The 16,984-nt window shown below is 46.0% G+C and carries 17 protein-coding genes; 3 read left to right on the plus strand and 14 right to left on the minus strand.

The window, feature by feature from the left end:
- Positions 1 to 5: 5 nt before the first annotated feature.
- The 7 genes from LDO05_RS10945 to rpoD form a co-directional block, all read right to left on the minus strand.
- On the minus strand, positions 6 to 494 hold the full coding sequence (locus tag LDO05_RS10945) for a phosphatase PAP2 family protein (protein ID WP_251375438.1): 489 nt from the start codon (positions 492 to 494) through the stop codon (positions 6 to 8).
- A 203-nt stretch (positions 495 to 697) separates the two neighbouring features.
- Positions 698 to 1,489 (minus strand): polysaccharide deacetylase family protein, encoded by a 792-nt coding sequence (locus LDO05_RS10950; protein ID WP_251375439.1) that lies wholly within the window; start codon positions 1,487 to 1,489, stop codon positions 698 to 700.
- A 301-nt stretch (positions 1,490 to 1,790) separates the two neighbouring features.
- Positions 1,791 to 2,684, minus strand: a complete 894-nt coding sequence (gene gnd, locus LDO05_RS10955; RefSeq protein ID WP_251375440.1) for a phosphogluconate dehydrogenase (NAD(+)-dependent, decarboxylating) — start codon at positions 2,682 to 2,684, stop codon at positions 1,791 to 1,793.
- A gap of 34 nt (positions 2,685 to 2,718) precedes the next feature.
- A complete protein-coding gene (zwf, locus tag LDO05_RS10960) occupies positions 2,719 to 4,170 on the minus strand; it encodes a glucose-6-phosphate dehydrogenase (protein WP_251375441.1) in 1,452 nt (483 codons plus the stop codon).
- 249 nt (positions 4,171 to 4,419) lie between these two features.
- Positions 4,420 to 5,892: an MDR family MFS transporter gene (locus tag LDO05_RS10965; protein WP_251375442.1), complete on the minus strand. Its 1,473-nt coding sequence runs from the start codon at positions 5,890 to 5,892 to the stop codon at positions 4,420 to 4,422.
- Positions 5,893 to 6,174: 282 nt separating this feature from the next.
- A complete protein-coding gene (locus tag LDO05_RS10970; protein WP_251375443.1) occupies positions 6,175 to 6,396 on the minus strand; it encodes a hypothetical protein in 222 nt (73 codons plus the stop codon).
- A gap of 28 nt (positions 6,397 to 6,424) precedes the next feature.
- A complete protein-coding gene (rpoD, locus tag LDO05_RS10975; protein WP_251378703.1) occupies positions 6,425 to 7,543 on the minus strand; it encodes an RNA polymerase sigma factor RpoD in 1,119 nt (372 codons plus the stop codon).
- 451 nt (positions 7,544 to 7,994) lie between these two features.
- Here rpoD and LDO05_RS10980 point away from each other — a divergent pair, with 451 nt between their 5' ends.
- Positions 7,995 to 9,038 (plus strand): permease, encoded by a 1,044-nt coding sequence (locus LDO05_RS10980; RefSeq protein WP_251375444.1) that lies wholly within the window; start codon positions 7,995 to 7,997, stop codon positions 9,036 to 9,038.
- A 16-nt stretch (positions 9,039 to 9,054) separates the two neighbouring features.
- Complete coding sequence (locus LDO05_RS10985) at positions 9,055 to 9,924, plus strand: TIGR03943 family putative permease subunit (protein WP_251375445.1); 870 nt, start codon at positions 9,055 to 9,057, stop codon at positions 9,922 to 9,924.
- 108 nt (positions 9,925 to 10,032) lie between these two features.
- Here LDO05_RS10985 and LDO05_RS10990 read toward each other — a convergent pair whose 3' ends face one another.
- The 7 genes from LDO05_RS10990 to LDO05_RS11020 form a co-directional block, all read right to left on the minus strand.
- On the minus strand, positions 10,033 to 10,437 hold the full coding sequence (locus LDO05_RS10990; protein ID WP_251375446.1) for a DUF350 domain-containing protein: 405 nt from the start codon (positions 10,435 to 10,437) through the stop codon (positions 10,033 to 10,035).
- A gap of 26 nt (positions 10,438 to 10,463) precedes the next feature.
- Positions 10,464 to 11,795: a glutathionylspermidine synthase family protein gene (locus LDO05_RS10995; RefSeq protein WP_251375447.1), complete on the minus strand. Its 1,332-nt coding sequence runs from the start codon at positions 11,793 to 11,795 to the stop codon at positions 10,464 to 10,466.
- A gap of 5 nt (positions 11,796 to 11,800) precedes the next feature.
- Positions 11,801 to 12,109, minus strand: coding sequence for a hypothetical protein (locus LDO05_RS11000; RefSeq protein WP_251375448.1), 309 nt, complete (start codon positions 12,107 to 12,109; stop codon positions 11,801 to 11,803).
- Positions 12,109 to 12,600, minus strand: a complete 492-nt coding sequence (locus tag LDO05_RS11005) for a hypothetical protein (protein ID WP_251375449.1) — start codon at positions 12,598 to 12,600, stop codon at positions 12,109 to 12,111. Before LDO05_RS11005 ends, LDO05_RS11000 begins: the two co-directional genes overlap by 1 nt.
- Positions 12,601 to 12,610: 10 nt before the next feature.
- Positions 12,611 to 13,234: a DUF1796 family putative cysteine peptidase gene (locus LDO05_RS11010; protein WP_251375450.1), complete on the minus strand. Its 624-nt coding sequence runs from the start codon at positions 13,232 to 13,234 to the stop codon at positions 12,611 to 12,613.
- A gap of 394 nt (positions 13,235 to 13,628) precedes the next feature.
- Complete coding sequence (locus LDO05_RS11015) at positions 13,629 to 14,429, minus strand: C40 family peptidase (protein ID WP_251375451.1); 801 nt, start codon at positions 14,427 to 14,429, stop codon at positions 13,629 to 13,631.
- A gap of 265 nt (positions 14,430 to 14,694) precedes the next feature.
- Positions 14,695 to 15,543: a DegV family protein gene (locus LDO05_RS11020; RefSeq protein ID WP_251375452.1), complete on the minus strand. Its 849-nt coding sequence runs from the start codon at positions 15,541 to 15,543 to the stop codon at positions 14,695 to 14,697.
- A 286-nt stretch (positions 15,544 to 15,829) separates the two neighbouring features.
- Here LDO05_RS11020 and LDO05_RS11025 point away from each other — a divergent pair, with 286 nt between their 5' ends.
- Complete coding sequence (locus LDO05_RS11025; protein ID WP_251375453.1) at positions 15,830 to 16,729, plus strand: hypothetical protein; 900 nt, start codon at positions 15,830 to 15,832, stop codon at positions 16,727 to 16,729.
- Positions 16,730 to 16,984 lie beyond the last annotated feature (255 nt).

Genomic DNA, 16,984 nt, shown 5'->3' on the forward strand with positions numbered 1-16,984 from the left:
GGAAGCTAGCTCTCAAATCCTGGCTTGCTGCGCTCTAGATACCTATTATAATACCAGATAAATACCGTCAGGAGACTGCCGCTGAGCAAGTATCCTGCGAGTACATCGCTTGGGTAATGCACGCCAAGATAAATGCGGCTGACGCCGATCATAAGAATCATCACGAAGCTTAGTGTAAAGATGATCAGGCGTCCGATCCAGCCAGGCGCATGCTTCCAGAGCAGATAGGCAAGCCCTCCGTATAAAGCGATGGTGGCCATGGCGTGCCCGCTCGGGAAGCTGAATCCATTGGCTTCGGCAATCCGGTTAAGAGTGGGTCTCTCCCGCTTGAAGATTCTCTTAATCACAGAATTGAGCAGTGACGAGGTTACGGTGAGTGCGATAAGGAACACAAGCTCGCTCCGGTGCTTCAGCAGGACATACAGCAGTACAATTACGGCAAGTGTAATCACCGTAACCGGAATCCCTGATCCAATCCAGGTAAATGCCTTCATAACTAACGTAAGCCCAGGAGAAGCGGTTCCCTGTACTGATGAGATCACAGCCCTGTCGAATCTATGAATTTGACGATCACTGATAGAACAGGCGATAAGAACGAAGCCTATAAGACAAATTAAACTTAGGGCAAAAGCCTTTGAAAGCCACTTTTGTCCACGCATACTCAGTCCCCTACTTTCACATGAACTAGGAATTCCATTTAGTGAGTCTCTTGCTTAATTAGTTCCGAGACCGTTACCAGGGAATAGCCTTGCTCCTTAAGCCACTTAATCTCCTCCGGCAAGGCCTGAATGGTATTATGAACCTTCCTGCCACCAAAGCTGTGCTGAAGAATAATGCTTCCCGGACGTACTTCTTTCTTGAGATTGGCAAGAATCATCTTCGGAGATGTCTCCTTCCAGTCCCTTGTATCTACAGACCAGTTGATTAACAACAGCTGGTTGTGCTTCAATACCTCCCTTACCTCCGCTGAAGCATTCCCATAAGGGGAACGAAACAACACCGGGGTATATCCTGTCAGATCCTTGATCTTCGTATTATTCTCCTCAATTTCCTGTGTAATCTCCTGAATCTCCATGTTGTTGAGGTTAGGATGGTTCACTGTGTGATTTCCAATTTCATGCCCCTCATTGTGGATACGTCTGACTACACTTGGATCCTTATCAATCTGCCTTCCTACCAGAAAAAAGGTTGCCTTCACCTGGTTCTCCTGCAGTATGTCCAGAATCTGAGGGGTATATTTGTTATCCGGTCCATCATCAAAGGTTAGCGCAACCTTCTTCTCATTCGTCTTCACTTCATAGATTTCCCGAAAAGAATACTTAACCTCGTTCACAGGTATCACCTTGTTCTGTGCAGCGTTCTTAGCCATCGAGGTCATCTGCTCCTTGCTCACAGCTTCTCTGTGGAGCACCGCAATATGATTGATAATAGACAGAATAATAATAAGGCTCCCGATAATAAGAATATAATGGTATCTCTTTAGTGACATTCTATTCAGATCTCCTATCTCTTATTTAATAGAGCTCCAGGCAGACTAGATTGCACAGCTAAATAAACACCCTGCCAAGCCACGAAAGAGGCGGCAGGGTGTCCTGCATACAAGCAGCAATATATTCCATTATATCTTAAATATCGACGCAGAGTTAGACAAAAAGGTAACAATTCAGCAAAGTGTGAACTAGGTTACAGTCATATGTGTTTAATTGTTCTATACTTGTTTCTATATGTTTATGGGTATGGGATATAAAAGGCCTTACCCCAAGGCATCCGGGATAAGGCCGATTCTCTAATTAATTCTTCTCAACAGCATGTCCGCCAAATTCATTGCGAAGTGCCGCTACTACTTTACCAGTAAATGTATCGTTGTCCATCGAGCGGTAGCGCATGAGCAGTGACATAGCAATAACCGGTGTAGCCGTCTGCAGATCCATGGCTTCCTCAACCGTCCATTTGCCTTCGCCGGAAGAATGCATAACACCTTTAATGCCATCGAGCTTGCTGTCTTTGGAGAAGGCATTCTCTGTAAGCTCCATCAGCCAGGAACGAATAACAGACCCGTTATTCCAGACTTTAGCTACTTTCTCGTAGTCGAATTCGAAGGAGCTCTTCTCGAGTACTTCAAAGCCTTCACCGATCGCAGCCATCATGCCGTACTCGATTCCGTTATGAACCATCTTCAAGTAATGGCCGCTGCCCGAAGGTCCAGCATACAAATACCCATTCTCAACAGAAGTATCGCGGAATACAGGTTCCACAACGCTCCATGCTTCAGGATCTCCGCCGATCATGTAGCAGGCTCCGTTACGAGCACCTTCCATACCACCTGAAGTTCCTGCATCCATATAATAAATGCCGGCTTCTTTCAGTTCGTCTGCGCGGCGAATGGACTCCTTGTAATGGGAGTTGCCCGCCTCTATAACGATATCTCCTTGGCTGAGCAGCGGTTTGATTTGTCCGAGTACAGAATCTACTACGCCATGAGGAACCATAATCCAGAGCACACGAGGGGAGCTTAGCGATTGTACCATCTCTTCAAGGCTGGTGAAGCCCTCCGCTCCGTACTCTTTCATTTCACCTACTGCTGCGGCATTCAAGTCGAATGCGGCTACTTCATGCTTATGATCAATCAAGTTTTTACCCAGATTGAGACCCATTTTACCTAGACCAATAAGTCCGATTTTCATATTTGTTCTTCCTCCTGATTAATTAAATTATCTATTACCACCACTGATTTCCATCTTCAGCTAACAGTTGGTGAGCTGCCTCTGGGCCGTTAGTCCCAGCCGGGTATTGATGCAGTGGAATGATATCTTCTTCAAAGGCTTCCAGCACGGGCTGAATCCATTTCCAGGACAGTTCAACCTCATCCCAATGGGCAAAGAAGGTCGAATCGCCGCGCATAGCATCATGAATCAAGTTCTCATAAGCTTCGGGCGCATCCTTGGAATTGGATGAGAAATGCATGTGAATCGGCTCCAGTCTGCCATCATTCCCGGCATTCTTGGTATTCAGCTGCAGTGTAATACTCTCCATCGGATTAATCTCAATGGTTAATAGATTAGGAGCTGATTTGTATTCACTGTTCGAGGACATCTCCAAGGGCTCTTTGAACTCCACAACAATTTTTGTGGATTTCTCATGTGTTCTTTTGCCGGTGCGGATATAGAAAGGAACCTCGCTCCAGAATGGAGTATCAATCAAGACTCTCGCGGCAACATAAGTATCATTGCGTGAACCCGCGTCAATGCCACTCTCGTCCAGATAACCTGGAACTGGCGATTGATTGAGCTCTCCTGCACTATACTGCCCCCGGACTACGTGCTTGATGACCTCATCCTTAGCCATAGGGCGCAGAGACGCCACAATATCCCGCTTCTTCATCCGTACTTCTTCGGGCGTACTGCGTTTAGGAAGATGCATGGTCACCATCATCAGAATCTGCAGCATATGGTTCTGGAACATATCTCTTATCGTACCAGCTTGATCGAAATAACCGGCCCGGTCCTCTACACCTACCAGCTCATTCGCTGTGATCTGCACATTTGCAATGTGTTGATTAGTCCACAATGCCTGAAGTACTGGATTGGCGTAACCAAGCACCTCCAGGTTCTGCACCATTGGCTTACCCAGATAGTGGTCAATCCGGTAGATCTCTTCCTCCTCAAAAGATTGATCCAAGCTCTTATGCAGCGCTCGTGCAGATTCAAGATCATGACCAAAAGGCTTCTCGATAATGAGCCGTCTCCATCCTTTAACCGTACCAAGTCCACTTTGATTTATATTGTGAGCAATAGTGCCAAAGTATTCGGGAGCTACTGAGAGATAGAACATACGATTCTCGGGAATATTCAGCTCATGTTCACGTTCCTGGACAGAAGCAAGCAGCTTGCTATAATCCTCGACATGATTAACATTAAGGGCACTGTAACGGAATGAACTCAAAAAAGACTCCAACCGGTCTCCGATACCTAGCCTTCTGGAGAACTTGTGGAGCGAATCTCTTACGCTGGCCTGAAAGTCCTCATTGGAGATCTCTCTTCTTCCGAGTCCAAATACAGAGAACCCTTCTGGCAGCTTATTATCGATATACAGGTTATATAATGCAGGATAAATCTTTCTTTTTGCTAAATCTCCTGTGGCCCCAAACAATACAAATGTCATAGCATCCACGACTATCCCTCCAGATATTTCTCTCTACGAACTATAAAAAGTATATATAATTACTAACTGTTAGCAAGGAAAGCTCAACTTAGCTAGTTTACACCTGCAGTATTTATACGTCAATAACCATGTCAGGTCTAAAGACCGAAGAATCCTTCCGAAGGAGTACAGGATTCAAGACGCAAAAAACCCTTCCCGCCTACAGCGGGAAGGGTTTAAGCATTACAATGAGATTATCAAAATGAACCAATCATTTTTTTAATGATTCATCATTGCGGCTGAGTTCGCCTGATTGGTCTCCTCTGGAGGTGTTCCTGCTTGTGGCTTCGGTCTTCGAAGTATGATTCCAAGCAGCGCACCTGCAGCAGCAATGCAGGCAGCGACGAAGAAGGTATCCCCATATGCTGCAACTGAAGCCTTGATTAAGTCTTTTGCAGCCGGTAAATGGTCTTTAATTCTTGATGTCATATATCCGGTTAGCCCAGCTACCGCAAAGGACACCATAACCTGCTGGGCAGCTGTCGTAAGCGGAGTAACCCTGCTGACCAGATGTCTAGGCGCAGCTTGGAGCACATGTGTGTTCACCGCCATCATGGATAGTCCCATCCCTGCACCCATCATGGTTAGCGCGGTGATGATGAACCAAGAGGCTGTATCGACTGAAATATTGGCTAGCATGATCAAAGAACTTGTGATGACAGACAGACCCACAAGCACGAGAGGTCTTGCACCAATCTTATCAAATAACCTTCCTCCAATCGGCATGAACAAGCCAGAGGCCAGAGCCTGAGGAAGAACGGTCAGTCCGCTCTCAAGCGGAGTATACTGTCTTACGTTCTGTAGATACAGCGGCATGAGCAGAATAGCTCCGAATAGAGCAATTTGCGAGATCCAGGAAATGATGATTCCTCTTGTGAAATCACTGGACTTGAATACCCGGAGCTCCAGAAGCGGCTGCTTCTGCCGCAGCTCCACAAAGATAAATATCAATAGGGCTGTCCCCCCCACGATCAGTCCGGTCAAGGTCTTGGTGGACGTCCAATTGTTACCGCCTTCGCTAACCCCGTAAGCGAGCATGGCAAAGGCGATCGGAGCAAGAATGATTCCCAGAATATCCAGGGATGGTACTGCCTTGCGCTCGAATTTTGGCAGGAACTTCAAGCCTACAAATATCGCTAGTATCCCTACAGGGAGATTAATCAAGAAGATCCAATGCCACGATACATACTCAACCAGGTAGCCTGACAAGACCGGACCCAGTGCCGGTGCCAGCAGCATCGGCACGCCCAGCATACCCATAATTGAGCCCATTTTCTCCGGCGGAGCCAGCCTGAAGACCATGGCCATACCAATCGGAGCAACCATACCCCCGCCAAGACCTTGGATCACCCGGAATAGGATCAGTTGTTCAGGCGAAGTTGCCAGCGAACAAAGAACCGAGCCTAGTGTGAACAGAGCGATGGTGACAAGGAAAATTTGCTTGGCCCCGAACCGGTCAGTCATCCAACCGGCAAGTGGAATTACCGCAGACAGGGCGAGCGTATATCCTGTTACTGTCCACTGGATGGTAGACACGGTCGTGTTAAAGTCCGTTACCAACTTGGGAAGAGCCACATTAACAACCGTACTGTCCAGGATAACCATGAACATTCCAATAATTACAGCCAGAAGTGGGGCGATTAGCTGCGTGATCGCGAACGGCTTCTGGTCTGCTGTATTCGTCATACTCATTTGTGCAGACCTCCATCTCCTAAATTCTACATTACACTGAGCGATCTATTGTTCCTGGAGTGTCATTATGTATTTATGATAATAGACGATATGTTCTTTAACGCTCACTTTGTTATTGTAGAGATTCATTAATTGATTTGCAATCATTAGATTTCCGATAACTGGTTATTCTTGATCCAAATTGAGCTCTGTTGAGAGTATGCTAAAGTACGACAAATAAGCCATGGAAATCGCTTCTAGCAAGCGGCTTCCATGGCTTATTCAATTATCCAGGCTTAAGTGTCAAGGAGTCTGCTTCCACTCCACAATGAACTCACCCTCGAAATCTTCACCCTCAAATCGGCTGTGTTCTTCAAGCGCATTTCCACATTGACAGGAGATTTGATCAGCCCCGTAATTGTCTGTCCCAAATTCAATAGCTTCATTACGATGACTTCGGCGTCCTGGTATGATCGTATGCTCCTGTCCGCACTTCAAGCAGCGAATCATGAATCCTGTATCCATGGGTACACTCTCCCTGTATTAAGAGGTTTTATTCCAGGAAATCCTTAAGGCGTTTGCTTCTGCTAGGATGTCTAAGCTTGCGCAGTGCCTTGGCTTCAATCTGCCTAATCCGCTCGCGGGTTACGCCGAACTCCTTGCCTACTTCCTCAAGCGTACGTGTGCGCCCATCATCAATACCGAACCGGAGACGAAGCACATTCTCTTCGCGCTCTGTAAGGGTATCGAGCACCTCTTCGAGCTGCTCCTTGAGCAGTTCATAGGCCGCGGCGTCAGCAGGAGCCATAGCATCATGATCTTCGATGAAATCGCCCAGATTGGAATCATTCTCTTCCCCAATTGGGGTCTCCAGAGAGACTGGTTCCTGAGCGGCTTTCATAATTTCGCGAACCTTCTCAACACTTAGTTCCATTTCCTTCGCGATTTCTTCTGGAGAAGGCTCGCGGCCAAGATCCTGAAGAAGCTGTCTCGAGATCCGGATTAATTTGTTAATCGTCTCCACCATGTGCACAGGAATACGTATAGTTCTGGCCTGATCGGCGATCGCACGTGTAATCGCTTGGCGAATCCACCAGGTGGCATACGTACTGAATTTGAAGCCTTTGTTGTAGTCAAATTTCTCTACTGCCTTGATCAATCCCATATTCCCTTCCTGGATCAAGTCAAGGAATAGCATTCCGCGTCCAACATAACGCCGGGCAATACTGACAACGAGCCGCAGATTCGCTTCAGCCAGTCTGCGCTTGGCCGCTTCGTCACCTTGCTCGATACGTTTGGCCAATTCGACTTCCTCTGTCGCTGACAGCAGCGGCACACGCCCGATTTCTTTGAGATACATCCGCACTGGGTCATCAATCTTGATACCTGGCGGCAGAGACAAATCATCATCAAAGGTCATTTCATCGTTCTTCGAGTCATCCGGGCTGAACCCGCTGTTCTCTTCTACGTCATTGTCAAGATCTATCCCGTTCTCGGCTAGCTGTTCAAGGAACTCGTCGATTTGATCCTGATCCTGATCGAACGGGGCGAGCTTGCTCAGAATTTCTTTGTAGTTCAGCGAGGATTCCTTCTTGCCCTGGGCAAGTAATTGATCCTTCACCTGCTCAAGTGTAAGATCTGTATCTAGTTCAGTATGTTGTCCGTTCTCCATCATCCCGCTCCCTTCAACCAAAACAACTTATAAATAATATTTCAATTCAGCAAGCAACAAATACAGGATTCAATTGATGCTCAGCTGTCTTAGTCACCTAATATTACGGGCTTCATGGTTTGACAAATCGGAAAATTTATGGTAATATAAAATTACGTATTTTCCACACATAACTACCATGACATATCTTTAATTGTACCAAATGACTTGTTTTTTTTCAACTCTATTATTTGTAAATACCCGGCCTACAGGCCGGTTTTTTTATTTTAAGGCTTTTTCTCTACATATTTACTCAGTATTCTTTTGTTCCTTATATTCTATACCTGCCAGTTTCGTCCAATGAATTCCTCTCTCTTATTTCTCCCGGCGCTCTCCTCCCTGTTGTACTACACTGACAACCTTGAACATAGATTTATAGAAATAGAATCTATCTAATTCAAGGAGATTTGTTATGAGGAACTTTTTCTTTTTGCCCAAATATATGGCTGTACTGCTTCCATTCTCCTTCATGCTTGTCTGTGTGATTATATTCGCACCCTCAGGCCTATCCCTGCTAAATTCAGAAGCTATGGCTACCTTCAAGAATATCTTCAATGGTATATTTCTTGAATCCATTCCGTTTGTTCTGGCAGGAGCACTTCTCTCCTCCATACTCCATCTGACTATTCCTGAGCATACGATTAGCCGCTGGATTCCGAAGAATCCCCTTCTTGCCATCCTGTTCGCGTGTTCTATAGGCATTGTCTTCCCGATCTGCGAATGCGGGATGGTCCCGCTGGTCAGGCGCCTCATTCAGAAAGGAATGCCCGTCTACATGGCGATGGTATTCATTCTTGCTGGCCCTATCCTGAACCCTGTCGTATTCGGTTCAACCTATACAGCCTTCCGCACACACCCTGAGATCGCATATGCCAGAATGGGCCTCGCCCTGCTAGTATCTATTTCTATAGGTGTTATCTTGTATCTCACTTTAAAGGAATCTCCCCTCAGGCTCTCTAATTCCGACAAGCGGAATACGAGCATCACCGGGCATCAGCATCACCCGGTTCACCTCCGAAATCATGAGCACCATCACTCCAAGAACCGGTTCATGGCCGTGCTTGTCCATTCAGCAGACGAATTGTTCGGCATGGGCAAATATCTTATTCTGGGCTGCCTGCTAACCGCAGGCATTCAGACTATGGTCGCCAAGGAAAGCCTGACCGCCATAGGTGGTCACCCACTTGGAGCCTATGCATTCATGATGGGATTTTCCTTTTTATTGTCCCTGTGCTCAACTTCAGATGCTTTTGTAGCCTCCACCTTTCTGCCGTCCTTTTCAACCGGCTCTCTGCTTGCCTTTCTGATCCTGGGACCCATGCTTGATTTCAAAAATTTCATGATGCTGCTGGCCGCTTTCAAAGCGAGATTCGTCTTGTTCTTCATGTTCCTTGTCCTATCTTTGGTGTTTATCTTCTCTTTCCTTGGAGATCAGCTTATTCAGCATCTTAATTAAGCAGGAGGTATGCAGGATGAACAAGCCTTCCCTGATCCGTGCTCATAATCTGACGCGTGCAGTTATCTTGCTTGGTCTAGCCATATATATTTACCATCTTGACCACAGTGAGTCGCTGCATTATTACATTGCACCCAGAATGGAGTTCTGGGTCAGTCTTTGTCCCGCACCTTTAGCGTGTATAGCCCTAAGCCTGTTAATACAAGCCTTTCTTGTGAGAAAACGAAGTATATGTGATTGCACTACTCTGCCTTCTTCGGCAGTCCGAAATGCCGCGGTCTACGGAATTTTTACGATTCCCCTGCTGCTTGGCTTTTTGCTTCCGAATCAAGCGCTTGGAAGCGCAGCCGCCTTGAAGAAAGGAATGACACTCAGCAGACAATATCTTACAGAGCAGACCTTGAAGGAGAAATTCAAATCGCCCGATATTTATAACGAGGAGTTTGCTGAACTGGCAAGACTGCTGTATGCCCAGCCTGTAATTCAGGTGAACCAGGAGATTTTTTATGAGACCATTGGAGCCATTGACCTGTTCAAGCAAGAATTCGAGGGCAAGCCCATCCGTCTAAGCGGTTTTGTATATTCTGATCCATCTCTCGATAGACATAACGCCTTTGCCCTGGGCCGCTTTCTGGTCCTGTGCTGTACGGCCGATGCTGCTCCGTTCGGCGTATATATCAAGCCAGAAGAACCGGTTAACCTGCCGCAAGATACCTGGGTTGAGATCGAAGGCCATATTCATGTTACCCGGAATCAGGGCAAGGAGATCGCGAGTATTAACGCGGTACAGATTCGAGAGATTAAGCAGCCCAAAACTCCGTATATATATCCCAGCGATAATTCAGTAGACAAGCTTAGGAAAGAACTGGCAAGTATTAAACGGTAGAAGAGCTCAAGCCGTTCATTCCAGAATAAACAGCAAAAAAGATCATGCGTGGTTCCCGAATAAGTCCGGGCACGATCACGCATGATCTCCTATATAGAACTGCCATTTTTACATCAAAAACGTACCAATAACCAAAGATACCCCGATCACAATACCACGCAGCAGCTGAGCGACAGCCATATTGCCCTTCGCAATCTCGTCCCCGAGCTTTGTCTTCGGTGTGACCAGATCGAACACAATATACACAACACACAAAGATATAATGCCAACCGCAGACCAGGTCAGCATGGCCAACCAGGAGGGACTGCTAAAGGAGACCATTGCGATAATAATACACAGACCCAGCATTTTGCTGCCCATATACATACCGGCCGCTTCATTGCCTCTGGCTATTTCTTCATTGTCCTTGAACTTGGTCATCAGGCTAAAGATGCCATAACCCGCAAGCAGAATTACAAATAAAATTAATATTCCAATACCAATATCAAGTAAATCCCAGCTAAATTCCTTCACAGATATACCGCCTCCTGATTATGTAATCAATTGCTTTCGCAGGAACTTATGGCTGCCGGACAATAATAAGCCAAGTCCCCGGTTACTTTCGCACCAATACGGGACAGTACGCCCGCTGATGTACCATTGAACACGTACACGCCTGTCAGAAGATATCCATGATAGTCGCCAAGTTCAGTCGGAACCACGGCTGGTGACATGGGATAGAGACGCTGATATATTTTGGGCATGCTATCGTAGTAATCCGCCTCTTCTGGGCTTGTGTCCTCAGGTGTTCCTGCTGTATCACTAGATAACCTGCTTATCTCAAGACCCTTCAGATCGTACAGATCTGTCCCCTTCCCCTCACGTCCCCAGTATCCCTTGGCGGCATAAGGCTCTCCTGTCAGAAGAAACGGTTCATTAGTGAAATACGTGGGCAGCAAATATTTGGAAATGATCTCCATATCCTCAGCATCGAATAATTTGAAGCCAAGATATTCCTCTGTCAGCTCATTTCGTTCATACAGTGACCAGATTGTCGCCATGAAGCCCTTGCTTTGTGTGATTATATTTTGCGCGGGGTTAATAAGAGCCAACTTTCCTTCAGCTGCCAGCTTCATAAGCTCTTCGCCTACAAGAACTCCGCTGCCCTCTTCCCGGTCATGGATTAAGAATTCGAGCGGATAGAGCCGGTACAAGATCGTAATCCTCTCAGTCCCATGATACAGTCCAACTCCGGGAACAATCCGCAGCTCTTCAAGCGGGACATAATTCACCTCGATACCTGCCTCTTTACATCTGCGCATAAGATATTTCGTATTCATGCTGTCTTCCAGAATTTCACCCATGCAGGTGAAAGTCACTTTATTCCCAAGTCCTCTTGCTGAATAATCGGCAACCATATCCTTGAAGGTCCAGGTTAATGCTTCATCCATATGGGCAGATGGACCTGAGGCATCCATACAGCGTCTCACCAGCTCTCTCTCCAAATAAGCAGCCTCGGGGATTCCCGTTGGAGTCTCGGTATTATTCTCGATACACTTCATGCCGTGCTCCCCGATAATCCAGTCCTGACGTTCAATCCCGCTCCAGGGAAGGGGGATCCGGGCAGCAGGAATCATCGCGGGTTCAAGACCAAGCTGATCAATCAAATAACTGTCAGGTAGATATTGCTGGGCGAAACGAAGAGCTTTCCCATAGATCCGGTTCACTTGTTCAGATGCGGTCCTCAGCTCCGTAATCTCATGCTCCTTATACATCACGAACGAGGGAAGACAATACTGCTTTCCATACATCCGGTAGTACGGAATTTCCCTGGCGATCTCCCCATCGAAAACTTCTTCGTAATCAACTTGTGGCGTATAGATCTCTCTCATTCCGGCTATCCTCCAAAGGAAGAGTGGGAGCTGCCGCTTCCGAATCCGCTGTGACTTCGGCTATCACTTATACTGCCGGAGCTTCTAGATGAACCTCCATAATATCCTCCGCCTCCATAGTAGTAATGCCCGCTGCTGGAGTCATACTCGCACCCGGCATCATAGTCGGGATCACATTCATCCTGTTGTCCACAGCCTGAGAGTGCTGCTGGAACAGTCAGAAGCAGGGCGAATGCCATTAATTTCGTCTTGGACACGAAGCCTTGCATCTTCTTCGGTTCAGGTTGTTGTATGGGTTGTTGCTCCCCGCGCATTACAAGTTCACCTCTTCCTTCAAATAAAAGACCACCTTATTCCTGTCCATATCCAGCACAGAATAGATAATTTCATACGTCTTGTCATTCTTCACAATATAGTGATCCAGGAGCATTCTTGCGATCTCTGTTGTGATCAGGGATGGATAGCCCCGCTCCTCCCGCGGATCAAAATCATGTCCGTTCCAGAATACGAACTCTGGAGCGAGTAGTGAGGTCATGGTCACCTGCTCCAATGCCCGCTTGGATACCGCATGCCCATACTTTTCCAGTGAGTGCTCACTGTAGGGACTTACATACACATAATGATGCTGGTCATCCTCTGTTTCATTGGAAATATGTGCCCAAAGCTTGTTATGAATCAGAGTCGCGTCCACGAGCTTGTGAACAAACAACTCATCAGAAGAGACATCGATGGACTGTATTGTACGAACGACTTTATGGCTCTCTTCAGACCATTCCTGATATTTCAGCGGAAATAAGATACTCATCACTACCTCTCTAGTCCTTTATTACAATGTCCTGCAGCAGCTGCTCCCACCCCTGGTCATCTCCACGCCAATCAGAACCCTTATTTAATTCTGCCATAATTATCCCTTGTTTGAACTCGGGGCAAATCTTCTGAGTTGTCTTGTGTCCGGTATTCACAATTAGCAGCGTGAATGAATGGGCCGTTAGTTCAGATAAAATCTGCTGAAGGTGTATCGCCTCATCAAGTGTGGAGCCCATGCGGATATATAAGATACGCTCTGCCCTGCTGGCAGTCTGCAAGAATCTCTCCTGTCTCCGTAACTGTCTGCTCTGAAATTCCTGATAAGCTTCCGTCCATCGATCCGGAGGCAGTGTGACCGGGAAGTCGTGATATGAGAAGATGTCATACTTCTCATCCTTAATGCAGTAACAGGTCTTGAATTGTCCTACGAGCTTCAGATGATCAAGTTTCATAAAGTCTTCAAAACGGTTCTGCAATACGGCTATTAATCCCCGATGTGAGCTTGAGATGAACCAATCCAGCGGGCCTGCAGCATGGCGAGCCCCAAGTCTTCTCAGCTGATAGGCGGTCTGACAATTAGCTCCCAGGCTGAACAATGCATCATAGGTACCGCTCAAAGGTGAATGTATCACTTTGACCCCTCCGTCTGCTTGCTTGTTATATAGGACGTATTCTCAACTGCCTTATATAGTGCTTCTCACACATTATGCAAGTAACAAACGGGTGGAACAGGCCCCTGTATCATACTTAACACCCGACAGATCAGCTGCCGGGTGTTATCAGGATAACTAACCAGGATAGCATATACCAATATTGACCTATTACACAACGGATAATTAAAAAATTTAATATAGTTTTGAACAGATAGACCTAGAGTTAAGCCAATTTAACTGATTCCCTTAGTGCCTGTATCCTAATAGTTGAAGAATTACAATCCCATTTTTCAGCGAAAAAACCGCCCCTTTTTACAGAGCGGTCATCAAATTAGCCGGTTTTTATTAGGGTCTACTAAAGGACTAGGTCTTACTAAAGTACTCTTCGCATCGTTAAAATCACTCTTTGCCAGTAACCCGAATCCAGCGGACTGATCTGCACACCGGGACCACCCCAAGTGTGAATGAAGTTCCCATCCCCGATATAAATGCCTACGTGTCCCGGGATTCGATCATCTTGGAATCGGCCGGGCACAGTGAAGAAGATCAGATCTCCTGTTCTAAGCTCGCTTCGTTCAACGGCGGTTCCTCTCTTGGCCTGTTCACTTGCCAGTCTAGGCAGATCCACATTGAATTGCTTGAATACATGCTGGGTGAATGAAGAACAATCAAAAGTTCTTGAAGTCGTGTATTCATCGGCTCCGAACTCGTAAGCAACGCCAAGAAATCTCTTAGCATAGGCCACCAGCTCCTGAGTGTCTACCGAACTGAGGGCTCTGAAACCTCCAAGCCTTTGATCTTGGCCATTAGCTGCCTCCTTAAGGGGCGGAAGCTTGGATATCTCAAGCCTGCCAGATTCGCTGTTCCAAGCAGTCTCTGTCCCAAGAAGGGCTGAGAGATCCGTGAGACTTATACAGATCTGGTTGTCCCTGTGCACAGGCCTGTCTTTGAGGGTTATGGTTGTTCCCTTGGATACGGCTGTACTCCGGCCCGGATATACTTCGTAGATAGGATCACTGAATCCAATCAGGACAGCATTCGCATTCTCTTTATAGTTCAGACCCAAGGTCTTTGCTGCAACACGTAAAGGAATCCAAGTTTTCCCCCCCGAGTCTCTATACACATTCTTCTTGATAATGGCAGCTTTGGAATCGTGCAGCGCTTGTGATTTCAAGTTAGTCGAATCCTTTCTTGCTGGACCGCATGAAGTACTGACAATAACAAGAGTACCAACGAGCAACCATTTCGGTAACCTCCAACATAGATGAACAGTCATAAATTTGTGATCTCCATTCTTTCAAATTAGTTATTTGAAGTATGTGGAGAGATTCTTGATTTATGTATTACAAGAACAAATTTTCTCGAGTTACCTTGATATTCATGCAGAAAAAGCCTTATTTCTAAGGCTTCTTCCATGAATCAGCACAGTTCGAGTAGACCTAGACAGCTGGCTGATTACGTATCCAGGCCAAAGCTACTGTGCCTTCACCAGCAAGGATACCTACAACAGGAATAAAGGTCATTATCTCTGTTCGGAGTCCCGGATCCAGATTCGTTAGTTCCCGTTCCAGTTCCTCAGCTTCGGCCGGATTGTTAACATGCATGATGCAGACCTCTTTAATTCTCCCGATATCTGCCTTCAGATGCTCAATCATCCGCTGTTTCGTTTTCTTGAAGGTTCTTATTTTATCCTCCACTAGAACTTTTCCTTTGTCGAACTTCAACAACAGATGAATTCTGAGAAGTTGGCTTACAAGCAGCTGTGTTCCTGATACTCTGCCGCTCCGATGCAGCCTCTGCAGACTGGCAGGAATCACATAGAATGCAAGATTCTGAGCCATTTGCTCAAGTCTCTCTTTGATCTCCTCCACCGTCTTCCCCTGCTTATGCAGCTTTATCCCGTTCAGAATCATTTCCCTAAGCGGAAAGGCCCCTGCTTGCGAATCAATCCCGGTTACTCGAACCTCAGCCATTTCTGCAGCCTGCATGGATGTGTTCATAGTTCCGCTGAGTTCCGAAGAACAGTGGATTGCGATGATTTCATCATACTTATCTTTTAGAGATTCATACAGCTGGACAAATTCACCAATCGGAGGCTGTGAACTTCCAGCTTTCTCATGAAGTCTTAACTGCTCATAAAATTGCTCTGCTGTAATATCTACAGTCTCTCTGTAACACTCATCACCCAACATTAAGCGCAGTGGAACAATATATATATGATTCTCCTTGGCATAATCGGGATCTATGGTGCAGGTACTGTCGGTAACCCACGCAATGGATCTTTTCAAAAAATCATGACCTCTCTTCTATGATGTTTTTACTCACTTTTTAGACTATACGACATATATTAAAACAAAATATAAAGTTTTACGACATTTTGATTCCAAAGGCCTATGAATTAGGACAAATATTGTGACGAAATTATATTTATACACTTCATTCGACTTAATTCCCCTCTAAAAGTTGGATTAAGGAGCAGGAGATCAGACTCATATCTATTATACCTGAAAGGTGGGCATATAACCTAAATTAACACTTGGGAAGGATTTACCACATCACAAGGAGTGAGCTATCATGAAATTAACACTTATCCGCCCTTTATATTTGCTCATCGCTGCCATGATCATTAGCTTCACATCAGGAGGTGCCTCATTGACACCTGTTAGTGCTGCTGCAACCCAGAAAGCGTCCTGGTTATGGGACACCAGCCTGATCAAGCAATCTGGATCAACGGTTCTAACCTTTTATAAGAATCAAGGCGTAAACGTAATCTATTTACAAATTAACCGAAAGATAAATGTTTCATACTACAAAAATTTCATTCGACAAGCTACTGCGCAAGGAATAGAAGTTCATGCGCTGGATGGCCATTCCACATGGGCACTCACCAGTCAGCGTACACAGCTGACGACACTGCTCAAATGGATTGAGAATTACCAGTTGAACGCGGGTGTAAATGAGAAGTTCAAAGGTATTCATGTCGATATCGAGCCTTATCTGCTGCCTGACTGGAATACGAACCAAAAGTCTATTATTTCCCAGTGGCAGAGTAATGTTCAATATATGGTTCAAAGAGCAGCCGTCATTAAACTGCCTATTGCTGCTGATCTTCCTTTCTGGCTGCACACGATTAAGGTTCCTGATGGTACGTCTACACTCAGCAGCTGGATGCTGAAGCAGTATAACTCTGTAACTCTTATGTCATATCGTGACACTAGCACAGGAATTTTCAATGTGGCCAAGACCATTCTTGAAGAAGGAGTTGCCTTGGGTAAGACCGTGCATACAGGGGTTGAGACCAACAACACTTCTGAAGGCGATGTCATTTCCTTCTATGAGGAAGGTGCAAGCTTCATGAATCAGGAGCTTGAGAAGCTGGTTCAGCTTGCGTCTGGTTATACCTCTTACGGCGGTATTGCTGTCCATGACTATTTAGGCTGGAAGTCATTAGTTGAGAGTTCATCTGCGAATTAATAATCTTAACTATAATAAAAGGCTGAGGAACCGGGTACTTTCCAAGTGAAAGACTCGGTTTTTTTTTGACTTAAAAGGACGATATACGGAGATTGTTGTTGATAGAAGATCGCTCTATGATAGCGTTACACATCTTCCAAGACCCCAATTGAATATCAGAAAAAGGAGGCGGCTTTATATGCTGCAGGCCAGACCGACGTTTAAGAAGTTGCTGTCAGTCCCCCAGCTCATGAAACTTGTTGTCGTCCTTTCCCT

It is taken from the genome of Paenibacillus sp. YPG26, assembly GCF_023704175.1.
Lineage (GTDB): Bacteria > Bacillota > Bacilli > Paenibacillales > Paenibacillaceae > Fontibacillus.